The 13025-nt window shown below is 68.6% G+C and carries 16 protein-coding genes; 3 read left to right on the top strand and 13 right to left on the bottom strand.

Annotated features, from left to right (window positions below):
* The 3 genes from Q8814_RS19520 to Q8814_RS19510 all read right to left on the bottom strand — a co-directional run.
* On the bottom strand, positions 1–1622 hold a 1622-nt coding region (locus tag Q8814_RS19520; protein ID WP_330153649.1), incomplete at its 3' end, for an ATP-binding protein.
* A 75-nt stretch (positions 1623–1697) separates the two neighbouring features.
* On the bottom strand, positions 1698–1832 hold the full coding sequence (locus tag Q8814_RS19515) for a hypothetical protein (RefSeq protein WP_330153651.1): 135 nt from the start codon (positions 1830–1832) through the stop codon (positions 1698–1700).
* A gap of 72 nt (positions 1833–1904) precedes the next feature.
* Positions 1905–2111 carry a hypothetical protein gene (locus Q8814_RS19510; protein ID WP_330153648.1) on the bottom strand — a complete coding sequence of 69 codons (207 nt, stop codon included), beginning with the start codon at positions 2109–2111 and terminating at the stop codon, positions 1905–1907.
* 61 nt (positions 2112–2172) lie between these two features.
* Between Q8814_RS19510 and Q8814_RS19505 the strand changes: the two genes are divergently transcribed.
* The 3 genes from Q8814_RS19505 to Q8814_RS19495 all read left to right on the top strand — a co-directional run bounded on the left by Q8814_RS19505 (position 2173) and on the right by Q8814_RS19495 (position 4021).
* Positions 2173–2946: a DUF427 domain-containing protein gene (locus Q8814_RS19505; protein ID WP_330153647.1), complete on the top strand. Its 774-nt coding sequence runs from the start codon at positions 2173–2175 to the stop codon at positions 2944–2946.
* Between the two features lie 85 nt (positions 2947–3031).
* Positions 3032–3400 carry a RidA family protein gene (locus tag Q8814_RS19500; RefSeq protein ID WP_330153646.1) on the top strand — a complete coding sequence of 123 codons (369 nt, stop codon included), beginning with the start codon at positions 3032–3034 and terminating at the stop codon, positions 3398–3400.
* Between the two features lie 99 nt (positions 3401–3499).
* Entirely contained in the window at positions 3500–4021 is a 522-nt protein-coding gene (locus Q8814_RS19495) for a MarR family winged helix-turn-helix transcriptional regulator (RefSeq protein WP_330153645.1), read from the top strand.
* 84 nt (positions 4022–4105) lie between these two features.
* On the opposite strand, the gene Q8814_RS19490 is transcribed toward Q8814_RS19495, so the two are convergent.
* From Q8814_RS19490 to Q8814_RS19445, 10 genes are all read right to left on the bottom strand, one after another.
* Positions 4106–5134 (bottom strand): aromatic ring-hydroxylating dioxygenase subunit alpha, encoded by a 1029-nt coding sequence (locus Q8814_RS19490; protein WP_330153644.1) that lies wholly within the window; start codon positions 5132–5134, stop codon positions 4106–4108.
* 3 nt (positions 5135–5137) lie between these two features.
* A complete protein-coding gene (locus tag Q8814_RS19485) occupies positions 5138–5353 on the bottom strand; it encodes a recombinase-like helix-turn-helix domain-containing protein (protein ID WP_330153643.1) in 216 nt (71 codons plus the stop codon).
* 13 nt (positions 5354–5366) lie between these two features.
* Positions 5367–6317 (bottom strand): PDR/VanB family oxidoreductase, encoded by a 951-nt coding sequence (locus Q8814_RS19480; protein WP_330153642.1) that lies wholly within the window; start codon positions 6315–6317, stop codon positions 5367–5369.
* Between the two features lie 87 nt (positions 6318–6404).
* Positions 6405–8069, bottom strand: coding sequence for a thiamine pyrophosphate-binding protein (locus tag Q8814_RS19475; protein WP_408015940.1), 1665 nt, complete (start codon positions 8067–8069; stop codon positions 6405–6407).
* A complete protein-coding gene (locus Q8814_RS19470) occupies positions 8062–8844 on the bottom strand; it encodes an SDR family oxidoreductase (RefSeq protein WP_330153640.1) in 783 nt (260 codons plus the stop codon). Before Q8814_RS19470 ends, Q8814_RS19475 begins: the two co-directional genes overlap by 8 nt.
* Before the next feature lie 19 nt (positions 8845–8863).
* Positions 8864–9628, bottom strand: coding sequence for a 3-oxoacyl-ACP reductase family protein (locus Q8814_RS19465; protein WP_330153639.1), 765 nt, complete (start codon positions 9626–9628; stop codon positions 8864–8866).
* A 2-nt stretch (positions 9629–9630) separates the two neighbouring features.
* Positions 9631–10137: a cupin domain-containing protein gene (locus Q8814_RS19460; protein WP_330153650.1), complete on the bottom strand. Its 507-nt coding sequence runs from the start codon at positions 10135–10137 to the stop codon at positions 9631–9633.
* Between the two features lie 21 nt (positions 10138–10158).
* Positions 10159–10941, bottom strand: a complete 783-nt coding sequence (locus tag Q8814_RS19455) for an alpha/beta fold hydrolase (protein WP_330153638.1) — start codon at positions 10939–10941, stop codon at positions 10159–10161.
* Positions 10938–11867, bottom strand: a complete 930-nt coding sequence (locus Q8814_RS19450) for a VOC family protein (RefSeq protein WP_330153637.1) — start codon at positions 11865–11867, stop codon at positions 10938–10940. Before Q8814_RS19450 ends, Q8814_RS19455 begins: the two co-directional genes overlap by 4 nt.
* A 106-nt stretch (positions 11868–11973) precedes the next feature.
* Positions 11974–13025 (bottom strand): aldehyde dehydrogenase family protein (locus Q8814_RS19445; RefSeq protein WP_330153636.1); only part of this gene is annotated, 1052 nt, incomplete at its 5' end.

Below are 13025 nucleotides of genomic sequence, written 5' to 3'. Positions count from 1 at the left end.
GGATGCACGGTCTGCCCCGGCCGCGCGAGGATGCGGGTGACGGTGGCGGTGGCCGGCGCGGTGAGCGCGTGCTGCATCTTCATCGCGTCGAGCACCACGACCGGAGCTCCGGCCGGCACCGTGTCGCCCTCGGCGGCGGTTTCGACGACCGTGCCCACCATTTCGGCCCGCACCGCATGCTCCCCGGCGTGCAGTTCGGGAGCGTACGCCGGCGGCTCGTCATCGGGGCCGACGAAGTCTGCGAGCCGCTCGCCGAGCCACGTCGTCCACACGGGACCGGATCGGAATTCACTGTCCGACAGTATCTTCCGTATCGATTCCACGGTGGTGGCGATGCCACCGACGACGAACTCGCCGAGCGCGGCGTCGAGCTTGCGAAACGCTGCGGTCTCGTTGCCGCCGCGGACGTGGGCGATCACCTTCGCGAGCAGCGAGTCGTAACGGGCGCTCACCTCGAGACCCGGCCGGCCGTAGGTGTCGACCCGGATACCGGGCCCGGACGGCGGCGTGAACGCGGTGAGGGTACCGGCCGACGGCACGGTCCGGCCGTCCGCGCGCAACGTCTCGGCATTGATCCGTGCCTGCACGGCCACCCCGCGGGCGCCGGCAGGAACTCCACTGACGCCGTCCTGGTCGGCCGTGATGCCCGGCGGCAGGTCGAGCACATCGATCGGGGCGCCGCGCGCGATCGCGATCTGCACGGCCACCAGATCGATGCCGGTGACCTCCTCGGTGACGGTGTGCTCGACCTGGATTCGCGGGTTGACCTCGAGGAACACGAAATCGTCGCCACGCACGAGGAACTCGACGGTGGCGACACCTCGGTACCGGGTGCCGGCGCAGATCCGCGCGGCCGCGGTGTGCAGCCCGCGCCGCAGGTCGTCGGTCAGGGCCGGCGCGGGCGCGATCTCGACGAGTTTCTGGTGCCGCCGCTGCACGCTGCAGTCCCGGTCGCCCAGGGCTATCGCGCAGATGCCACCCGCCCGATCGGGCGCGGCGGCGACCTGGACCTCGACGTGCCGGGCACGGGTCACGAGGGCTTCGGCATACAGGGTGCCGTCGCCGAATGCGGCCCGCGCTTCGGCCGCGGCGGAGCGGTGCGCGTCGGCGAGATCCGCCACCTCCCGCACCACCCGCATGCCGCGACCGCCGCCGCCGGCGCGGGCTTTGACGACGATGCCGTCTCGGTGCCCGGCGAGGAAGTCCCTCATCGCATCCGAACCGTCCGATTCGGTTGCGGGCACGACCGGCACCTGCAGTCGTTCGGCGACCGCGCGGGCCGAACGTTTGTCGCCGAAGATGCGTAGCGCGTCGGCGTCCGGTCCCACGAAGGTCAGCCCCGCAAACGCGCAGGCTTCCGCGAAGTCGGCGTTCTCGCTGACGAAGCCGTAGCCGGGGTGCACGAGTCCGCAGCCCGTGTCCCGCGCGATGCGGATCAGCGCCTGCTGGTCGAGGTACGCCGCGGGCCCCGAGCCCGGCAGCGCGACCGCGCGGGTGGCCGCGGCGACATGCGGGCTGCCCGCATCGTCCTCGGCATACACCGCGACGGTGTCGAGACCGAGCTCGGCCGCCGAGCGGACGATGCGCAGCGCGATCTCACCGCGGTTGGCTACGAGCAGCATCCGGTGCGGTCCCTTCGGAAGTCGGCGTCGACGTGATTCTTACCTGGGTCGAGCCCGGTCACGCCACCATCGGTGTTACCCCGGGAGTGTCGGCCGCACACTGATCCCGCCCAGACCGAGCGCCAGGACCACCGCGGTGATCGACCCGGCCGCCATGATCGCCGCGAGCACCACCACCTGGAATCGTCCGGCTTCGAAGGGTGAGGCCACCGAAGATGGCGCCGACGAATGCGCCCGGCAGTGTCACGAGACCGGTCGTCCTGGTTTGATCCGTCGACGGAATCAGAGCCGCGTGCACCGCCAGCCGTGCGTGCTCGAGGGTGGCCTGCCGCATCTGATCACGGTGAGCTGCGCGGCGCCGCGCGCGATCGCACCCGCGGGCGCGAACCGGTGCGGCACGCCGAAACCCCACAGCACCCCCGTGGTGAGTGCGGCCACCGCGAGGACGCCGACCAGCGTGCGTGCCGGCAGGAGCGGATCGTCGAGCATCGACATGCAGCGTAGCCACCGGATGCGTCCGGCACGTGGCTCGCACGCTACGGTCGGGGGTATGGCTGCCCGAAAGTCCGCCGTCCCGCGTCCGTCACTGGAGCCGGACGTCTACTTCTACGAGCCCAGCGAACGCAGGATCCGGGGCAGCTGGTTCGGTCGGACCGTGGTGGACAGCAGTCGCGCCGTGCTGGTCTGGGCGCCGGGCAAGCCCGTGCCGTTCTATGCTTTCCCACGGGACGATGTGCGCTACGACCTGCTGGCGGCATCGCTCTCGCCGAGCCGCAGCCGCCCGGATGTGTGGCAGTGGTACGACATCGTCGTCGACGATCAGCGCGCCTATTCCGCGGTTTTTCAGCTCGATGTCGACGGGCTCGACGACCGTCTGGCGTTCGTGTGGTTCCGGCACGGCGAGACCGGGCCGGGCGACGACGTCGACGAGGACGAGCACTGGCACGAGGAGGCGGCCGAGGTGTTCACCCATCCGCGCGATCCGCACCATCGCGTCGACGCGCTACCCAGCGCACGGCACGTGCGTGTCGCGCTGGGCGACAAGGTGATCGGCGAGACCCACAATCCGGTGCTGGTGTTCGAGACGGGTCTGCCCGTCCGGTACTACCTGCCGCCGGAGGACGTCGACTTCTCGGTGCTCGAGGAATCGGAGCTTCGCACCGGATGCCCGTACAAGGGCACGGCGCGGTACTGGTCGTTCATCGGTCCGCCGCGCGCGGAAAACGTGGCATGGTCGTACGCGGAGCCGTTCCCGGGGATGGAAGCGATCGCCGAACACGTGTGCTTCTACAACGACGCGGTGGACCTCACCGTCTCCGACTGAGGCCGTGTCGGGATGCTCTTCCGAAACAAATAGTTAAGCGCTAAGATAACGTGGCACCGTGACCCGACTCCAGGAGCGATCACCGATGTCACTCACCTCTGTCAGCCCTCAGCATCCCTACAGTCCCGCCTACGTCGCCGGCGGCCTCGTCTTCGTCTCCGGCGCCCTGTCCATCGACGTCGACGGTGTCGCCGTCGGCGGCCGCACCGAAGCACTCGACGCAGCGGTCGACCGCATGACCGACCGCCTCGCCGTAGTGGGCGGCCGGCTGTCCGACATCGTCAAACTGACGTACTACGTCACCGACCTGTCGCTGCGGGAAGAGGCCAATCGCCAGTTCGAGCGCCTGTTCGCCCAACCGCGACCGGCCCGCACCTTCGTCGAGGTGAGCGCCCTGCCGTACGGCGCGACCGTGGAGATCGACGCGATCGCCACGGCCGCCACCGCGGACTGACCCTGCCGCACGACCACGCGCTCCACGCAGGCCGTATCGTGAACAAAGCCTTGGCGCTCAGCAACCGGACGCCGAGAACGAGATGCACGAGGAGGCCGCGTGGGGCGCGACACCGTTCCCGAGCGTGACGCCGTCGACGACATCGTGAGCCAGTGGGCTCGCGAGTGGCCGGACCTGAACGTCACCCCGCTCGAAGTGCTCGGGCGCCTTCACCGCACATATCTGCGCTATCAGAGCGCAATCGGGCGAATCTTCGACGAGTACGACATCAACATGGCCTCGTTCGACGTACTCGCGGCACTGCGCCGCGCCGGCGAGCCGTACAGCATGACCTCGGGGCAGCTCGCCGAAAGCTCCCTCGTCACGACCGGCGGCATCACCCTGCGCATCGACCGGCTCGAGAAGGCGGGGCTGGTGCGCCGCGAGCGCGATGCCGACGACCGGCGGATCGTGCATGCCGAACTCACCGATGCCGGAAAGAAACTCGTCGACGCCGTCGCGGTCGCGCACTTCGAGAACGAAACCCGCATGCTCGCGGAGATGTCCACCGACGACCAGGTCGAGCTGGCCGGACTGCTGCGCAAGCTCGAGCACTCGATCATGCGCAACGAACGCGGCTGACCTCTCGCCGCGCGCCCTGCCCGAGAGCGGCGAACGCGAGGCCGCCATCGAGCACGACCTCGCGTCCACCGTCTCCTCGCCGGGCTAGCCCGCCAGCTCCTTCGCCAGTTCCTCCGCCCGCGACCGGTAGAGCCGCCGCAGGCGCACGACACCGAGATCGTGCTGATACAGGTTCTCCGCCTGGTCGGCGTCGGGCGCCATCCCCTCGAGCATGACCCGGTCCTGTTCGAGCACCGCCCAGTGCCGCTCCTCCAGCACGGTGCGGTACAGGAAGCGCCACACGTCGCGTTCCCATCCCTCGACCCGCCGGTACCGCCAGAAGAACACGGCCGTGGTGTCCGCGTCGATCGGGGTGCCCATCCCGACGATCCCGAACGGACCGCCCGGACCGGCCGTCGGCGGGTACGGGATCTCGAGATCCACCCAGTCGACGCCGGTGCGGCAGAATTCGACCCAGTCGAAGTTGACGCCGCGCTGATCGGTCTTCTCGAAGAAGAACCCGCGGTCGGTCTCCCGGATGCGGAACCGGGCGGAGGTTTCCCCACCGAACATCGAATGCGATTCGTGGTGCAGGAACGCGCCGTGCATCGGGTCGAGCAGATTCTCGAGTGCGAACCGCCACGGCGCCTGCCACTCCACGTAGCACAGGAACGCCGAAACACCTTCGTCGACCAGCGGATCCGGCAGTTCGAGCGGGCCGGGCTCGGCGTCGGGGTCGGTGCCGAACCACGCGAGAATCGCACCGCCGACCTCGCGAACGGGAAGACTCGTCACCAGTTTCTTGCCTTCGAGGTTGCAGCCGGGCATGCCGGGTACCTTGACGACGGTGCCGTCGCCGGCGACCTCCACACCGTGGTACTTGCACGCGACGCGGTCGCCGAGGTGCACTCCCTGCGACAGCGGCGCACCGCGATGCGGGCAGCGGTCGGCGAGCATCCGTACGGTGCCGTCGGAGCCGCGGTAGAGCAGCCAGTCCTCGCCGAGGCGGCGCAGTTTCTTCATGCCGCCGCGTTCGACGAAGTTCGACGGGCACACGGCGTGCCACTGGTTACGCATGCCGGTCGCGAAGATCTCGTCGCCGGTCAGCGGGGCGTGGCGCAGGCGGTTCACCATGGTCTATCCCCCGATCCGTCGCATCTCGGCGGTGAACGAGTCCGCGGTCCACGGCAGACCGTCCGGACCGTGCATACCGGAGACGTTGAGTTCCTTCACAATTCCCTCCAGGTGGTGGACGCCGGCGCCGAAGACCTGCTCGATCGCTCGGGCGAGCCGGGTTTCGTACGGTGTGGGGTCGGCGGTTCTGGTCTGATGAATCACCAGGTACTGGCTCATCGGAATTCCTTTCCTACAGATCCAGCACCAGCTCGTCGGAGCGGGCGCGGGAGACACAGATCATGACGGTGGTGCCGGATTCCTGTTCGGAAGCACTGAGCAGGGAATCGCGGTGATCGGGAGTGCCACACAGGACGCGGGTTTCGCAGGTTCCGCAGATGCCCTCGCGGCACGAATTGGGGACGTCCACACCCGCTTCCTCGAGGGTCTCGAGGATCGTCCTGTCGGCGGACACGGTCGCGGAGACGCCGGATTGCTCGCACGTCACGCGGAAGGAACTGTCGCCGCCGGCTTCGGCGGGACGCTCCTTCGCCTTGAAGCGTTCGAGGTGGATCGCGCCGGCCGGCCATGCGGGGGAATGCGATTCGACCGCGGCGAGCAGTCCTTCGGGTCCGCACGCGTACACGAGCGTGTCGGGACGCGAAGTCGCCAGCACGGCAGGAAGATCCAGAATCCCCTCGGCGTCCTCGGTGACGACGTGCACGCGGTCTCCGTAGCGTCCGAGTTCGTCGAGGAATGCCATCGTGTCGCGGGTGCGGCCGCCGTAGTGCAGTTCCCAGGACGCACCGGCACGTTCGGCTTCGGCGATCATCGCGAGAATCGGTGTGATGCCGATGCCGCCGGCGATGAACACATAGCTCGGGGAGGCAGCGAGCTCGAAGTTGTTGCGCGGCGCGCTCACCGTGACGGTGTCGCCGGGCCGAAGTGTCTCGTGCACCCGGCGTGAGCCACCGCGGCCGGCGCTCTCCCGCAGCACTGCGACCCGATATCCGGTTTTGTCGTCCGGATCGCCGCACAGCGAGTACTGGCGGACGAGCCCGCCCCCGAGATGCAGGTCGAGGTGCGCGCCGGGCGTCCACCGGTCGACGGCGTCACCGCGCGGATGCTCCAGGCGGAGCGAGACGACGCCGGTGGATTCGACCCGCATCTGACGGACCATCAGGTCGACGGTGTCTGCTGTCATGTCTTCCTCCCGAAGAATTCGTTCAGTGCTCATTAGTTTAGCGCTAAGATGTTAGCTGCGCCACATCCGAGCCGAAACTTTCTTCGTCTACTTTCCGGGCACAGTGACGGGCGGGGTGAACGGTGCGGGCATCTCGCCGTACGAGGCGAGGTCGACCTCCACGATCACCGGAACCTGCAGCGACACGGCTTCGGCCATCGTGGCGTGCGCTTCGCCCGCCCCGCCGATCCGCCGGTACTCGACGCCGACGGACTGCGCGAGCAGACCGAAGTCCGGGGTGGTGAGGTCGACCGCATACGGCCGCTCCCCCGAGCCGGCCTGCATGTTGCGCAGCACCCCGTACCCGCCGTCGTTGCACACCAGCAGCACCAGCCACGGCCGTTCCTGCGCCATCGTGAGGATTTCTCCCAGATGCACCGCCAGGCCACCGTCACCGACGAGGGCGAGTGTCGGCCGGGTCTCGTCGGCGAGTGCGGCGCCGATCGCCATACCCAGGCCCTGCCCGATGCCGCCGCCGCGCGGGAAGATGTTGCTGCGCGGGTCGTGGATCGGCAGCAGACGGTTGCCCCACGCACTCGACGCGATCGTCACGTCCCTGGCGATCACCGCATCTCGCGGCAGCGCGGCACGCACGGCGTCACACAGCACGGCATGATCGCCGAGACCGGTCCGCTGCGCAGTCCGCACCTCGTCGCGCACCACACACGCCCGCGAAGTCCACGTCGGCTCCACCGCGGCACCGAGGTCGTCGAGCTCCAGGGCCGCGGAAACGAACGCTCCCACGTCTGCCACCACCGGAAGGCCGGCGGGAAACACCCGGCCCGGCGCGGCAGGATCCACATCGACCTGGATGTGCCGCTGCGGCATCGACATCGAATAATCGCCGGTCTCGTTGGATCGGAAATGGGTACCGAGCGAGAGGATCAGGTCCGCATCCGCGAGCAGTGCACGGCCACGCGGTGAGGTCGCGTAGTTGCCGACGCACAACGGGTGGTCTTCGGACACCGCGCCGCGGCCGGAGTTGCTCGTCAGCAGCGGCACACCCCAGCGTTCGACGAGTTCGGTCAGCGCGCCCCCTGCGCGCGCTGCACCTCCCCCGGCCCAGATCACCGGACGACGCGCCGCGGCCATCGCCGCCAGCGCGTCCACCTGCTGCGCCGGTTCCGCCGGCCGCGCCTGTTCGACCACGATCGGTGTCGCATCGACGACGTGCCCGGCATACTGCAGGTCGATGGGCCATTCCACGCTCGACGGCCCGCCCGGGGTGGACAGTGCACGGGAAACCGCTTCGCGCAACACCTTTCCCGCGCTGTCCGTGTCGCGAATCGTCGCCGCGTACGAGGACACCGCCTCGAGCATTCCCAGCTGATCCTTCGTCTCGTGGATGAAACCACGCCCGGACCCGAGGTAGCGCGACTCGACCTGACCGGTGACATGGAGAACCGACGTTCCGGCGCTGAGTGATTCGATGAGCGATCCGGCGGCATTGCCGGCGCCGGTGCCGGTGCTCGTGAGGGCACACCCCAGACCACCGGTGGCACGGGCATATCCGTCGGCCGCGTTGACCGCGCTCGCTTCGTGTCGCACCGGCACGAACCTCAGGTGCTTCGACACCGCCTGGACCAGCGGTTGATTGTGCACGCTGACGATGCCGAACACGGTGTCGACGCCGGCCTCGCGCAGCACCTGCACCAGCAGGTCCCCGCCGTTCCCGGTGACCGGTTCTGTGGACATGAGTTTCCTTTCAGACATAGCGCGCGACACCGCCGCACACATCGATGCTCGTGCCCGTGATGTAGGACGAGCGGGGCGAGAGCAGGCTGACGATCTGGAAGGCGACTTCGTCCGCGCGGCCGAATCGGCCGAGGCCGATACCGCGGTCGGCCGCGATCTCGGCTTCCCACTCCTCGAAGGACCCGTCGAAACCGGACTTTTCGTAGCGACGCTGCCACTGGCCGGTATCGACCAGGCCGAGCGACACCGAGTTCACGCGGATCCCCTCACCGGCCAGTTCCAGCGACAACGACTTGCTGAAGTTGAGCAGTCCGGCCCGCGCGGCGCTGGTCGTGACGAGCCTCGTCTCGGGTTGCCGCGCGAGCACCGCGGAGATGTTCACGATCGACGCCGCGGTCGACTTGCGCAGCAACGGCAGTGCCGCGTCGACGGTGTTGACGACGCTGGAGAACTTGAGGTCGAACTCGTCGCGCCAGTCGTCGAGCGTGGTCTCGGCCCGGGGCTTCATGCGCGAGTTACCGGCGTTGTTGACCAGACCGTCGACACCGCCGAATCGGTCGCGACCCGCCTCCACCAGGGCGGCGACGGCGTCGCGGTCGCGGACGTCGCACGCCGCGGTCAGCCTGCGGTCGGCGCCGGGCAGGGGGTCGAGCGCGGCGTTCAGGCGGTCGACGTCCCGGGCGCACGTCACGACGTTCGCGCCTTCGTCGAGGAGCATCGCAACGGTCGCGAGCCCGATACCCGAGCTGCCTCCGGTCACGAGATAGGTGCGATTCTTCAATTGCAGGTCCACGTGCGGTCTCCCAAGGGGGCTAGTGCAGGACGAATCCGCCGTTGACGGCGAGTTCCTGTCCGGTGATGTACGACGCCTCGTCGCCCATGAGGAATGCGACGGCACCGACGAGGTCGGCCGGCTGCTGTGCCCGGCCCAGGGCACGGTTGAGACGGTACAAATCGTGCCGGTGCTGCGGAACATGCTGCGCCGACTCGCTTTCGGTCAGACCCGGCGAGACGGTGTTGACCGTGATGCCGTAGGACCCGAGGTCGCGAGCCATCGTGCGGGCCAGTGCCGCGACACCGCCCTTCGATGCGATGTAGTGCGACAGTTTCGGCGACCCGTACAGTGCGGCATCGGAGCCGATGGTCACGACCCGGCCGGTGCGGTGGGTTTCGCTGTATTCGATGATCGACGGCACGAGCGCGCGGCTCACAAGGAACGTGCCGCGCAGGTTCACGTTCATGACGCGATCCCAGTCGGCAATCGCGAGTTCGTGAATCGCCTTGCCACCGACACCGTCTGCGAGGGCGGCGTTGTTGACCAGACCGTAGAGCGGACCGTCGGCGGTCACGCGTGCGGCCATCTCGTCGACCGAGTCCGCATCGGCGAGATCGACCCGGACGAACTGCGCGGTCAGTCCGTCGGCCACCAGTTTTGCGGCGGCCTCCCGGCCTCGGTCGACGCTGACGTCGGCCAGCCACAGGGTCGCGCCGTCGGCGCCGAGCCGCCGGGCAATCGCGAAGCCGAGGCCCCGCGCCGCACCGGTGACGACGATCGTACGGTTGTCGAGGGTGCCCACGGTCAGTCCCGTGAGAGGCCGAAGACGGCGGACGTTTCCGGATACGTCGGCACCTGGGGCTTCTGCGCGCCGATGATCACGCAGAACAGCGCATCGACGGTGCCGATGTTCTCGAGGCTGCGCGGCACCCCGGCGGGAACGACGATCATGTCGCGGTAACCGAGCACACGCTTCTCGACGATGCCGTCACGGTGGATGCCGACCTCCACCTCGCCCTCGAGGACGAAGAAGGCTTCCTCGGCGTCGTGGTGGGTGTGCTCGGGGCCGGCCGCGCCTGCGGGGAGCAGCATGTTCGAGAAGGTGAACCCGTTCGACGCGATCGTGCGGGTGTCGTTCTCGTGGTTGCCGGTGGCGCCCGATCCGACGTAGCGGATCTGGGCCCGCCGGAACCGGTCGCCGGCCTTGGCCTGGAAGCCGAGGGTGTCCCAGTCTTCGTGGCGGGTGCCGCGGGTGAGGATGAGCGAGTCGGTGAAGTCCTTCAGGTCCGAGGTCGCGTAGTCGAGTGCCATCATGAGCTCCTTCTGGGTTGTTCAGCTGTGGTTGTGGAGTCGTTCGGTGATCTGGACGAAAGATTCGGTCCATGCGTTGAAGGTGTCCGGACGTTCCTGATTGGCGAGGTGCCCGGCGCCGCGGACGGTGACGAGCACGGCGCCCGGAATACCGCCGGCGAGCGCCTGGCTCGCGGGGATGCCGGTCACGGCGTCCGAGTCGCCGCAGAGGACTAGCGTCGGGACGTCGATCTTCGGCAGATCTCCGGTGTGGTCGGTCGCGGCCATCGATTCGGCGGCCCACCGGTAGCCCGGCAGCCGTACAGCCTCGGCCATGATCGCGGTGGCCCGGTGCGTGAGTTCGCCGGGCGCGTTGTCGGACAGCAGCCGGGGCGCACGCCGGTCCGCGAAGTCCTGCGACCCGGACTGCGCCAGATCCGCGACCCGCGAACGCATGGTGTCGGCGCTGTCCTTGCAGGTGCCCGAACCGACGGTGGACGATCCGAGGATGAGGCTGCGCACCAGTTCCGGATGCCGCAGCGCGAGGCGGGTTGCGATCACCCCGCCCCACGACATGCCGAGCACGTGTGCGCCGTCGTCGCCGCAACGGTCGCGGATCACGGCCGCGGCCGCATCCGCGTAGCCGTCGAGGTCCATCTCCCGACCGGGATCACTGCTGCGCGCGTAACCCGGTGCGTCCCAGGCCATTACCCGCAGCGAGTCGGACAGACCCGCGAACTGGGGTGCGAAGCTGTCCGAACTGCCACCGATGCCGTGCAGCATCAGCACCGCCGCTCCGGTGCCGTATTCCACGACGTGGGTCATGACACGCGCTCCAGATCGTGCAGTTCGAACGCGCCGGGGTCGGGGATGCCGGCCATGTGGTCGCGTACCTGCTTCGACGGCGGGCCGGCGGTGCCCCACAGGTCGGACAACTCGGGGACCCGTCGCCACACCCGGCACAGCCAGCGGTCTTCGTCGACCTGCGCGATGCCGGAGGTGTATTCGCAGACGAGTCCCGCGGGGTCGGCGAAATACGAGAAGGTGTTGTCGCCGGGACCGTGCTTGCCCGGACCCCACAGCGGCAGGATCCCGTGGTGGCGGAGCCGGCCGATGCCGCGCATGAAGTGGTCGACGGTGGGCATCTCGTACGCGATGTGATTGACCGACGCCCACTGCGCCTGATTGAAGGCGATGCTGTGGTGATCGGAATTGCACCGCAGGAACGCCATCTGATGTTCCGACCAGTCCGACACCCGCATTCCGAGCACGTCGCAGTAGAAGCTCACGGCCGCGTCGATATCGACGGTGTTGAGCACGACATGGGTCACCCCGACGGGAACGGCGTCCCCGCGTCCCAGGTCCGGGACGGCGAGCGTGTCGGCGATGAGCTCGACGATGCGGCCCTCCGGGTCGACCAGCCGCAGGCCGTAGCCGCCCCCGGCGTCGTCGACCGCTCCCGGTCCCTGGATCATCGGGATACCGCGAGCGTCGAGGCGACGTGCCGCCTCGTCGATCTCCGCCGGGGTGGAGATCGCAAAACTGATGCGGCCCAGTCCGTTCCGCTCCGCGGCAGTGAGTTGCAGGACATGATGCTGATCGCCGGTGCCACGCAACCAGGCGGCGTCGTCGCCCTGGTCGACGACCCGGAGCCCCCAGACCTCGGAATAGAAGTCCGTCGACGCGGAGCGGGCGTGGGTACGGAGTTCGACCGAGCGCAGGCGCCGCAGCCGGGCAATGGGTTGGTTCACGATAGGACCTCCAGTGACTTATATCTCAATATCTTAGCGCTAAGGTATTTGCTTGTACAGTCCCGCAGTCCACTACCGTCCGTCGACGATGGGAGACGAGGAGCTGTCAATCCGCCCAGGTGTCGGGGCCGTCGTCCAAGCCGAGGTACACGCTCTTCTGCCGCGAGTACGCCGCGATACCCGCGCGGCCCTTCTCGACACCCAGACCGCTCTCCTTCACTCCACCGAAGGGAGTGGAGATGCTGAACTTCTTGTAGGTGTTTATCCACACGGTGCCGACCTCGAGGCGCCGGGCCAGCCGCCACGCGCGCCGATAGTCTCGCGTCCAGATGCCCGCGGCCAGTCCGAAGACCGAATCATTGGCCTGCGCAAGCAGATCCGCTTCGTCGTCGAAGGGCAGCACGACCAGGACGGGGCCGAAGATCTCCTCCTGGCACACCCGGGCGTCGTTGCGCAGGCCGTCGATCACCGTCGGCAGGTAGTACGCGCCGGCCGCGAGGTCCTCGTCCTCGGGCAGCGCCCCGCCGCACAGCACCCTCCCGCCTTCCCGCCGGGCGAGATCGACATATGCGGCCACCGAATCGCGGTGGGCGTGGTGCACCATCGGCCCCACCTGCGTACGGGGGTCGCGGCCGTGTCCGAGCCGCAGGTGCCGGGTGCGCTCGACGAGCCGCTCGACGAACCGGTCGTACAGTTTCCGGTCGACGAACAACCGCGAGCCGGCAATGCAGCTCTGCCCGGTCGACGAGAAGATCCCGTACATCACCCCGGCGACCGCGGCGTCCACATCGGCGTCGTCGAGCACGATGGTCGGTGACTTGCCCCCGAGTTCGAGCGACACCGGCATCAACTTCTCGGCCGCCGCGTGCGCGATCGCCCGGCCGGTGCGGGTGCCGCCGGTGAAGCTCACCTTGCCGACGTGCGGGTGCTGCACAATTGCGTCGCCCAGGATCGAGCCCTTGCCGGGCAGCACCGACAGCAGGCCCGGGGGGAGACCGGTGTCGTGAATCAGCCGGCCGAGCGCCAACGACACCAGCGGCGTCCATTCGGCCGGTTTGAGCACCACTGCGTTGCCCGCCGCGAGCGCGGGAGCAATCTTCTGGGCATCGCTCGCGACCGGGGAGTTCCACGGGGCGATGGCACCGACCACACCGATCG

It is taken from the genome of Rhodococcus chondri, assembly GCF_036327435.1.
Classification (GTDB): domain Bacteria; phylum Actinomycetota; class Actinomycetes; order Mycobacteriales; family Mycobacteriaceae; genus Rhodococcus; species Rhodococcus chondri.
This window is presented reverse-complemented; position numbering and strand designations above follow the sequence as displayed.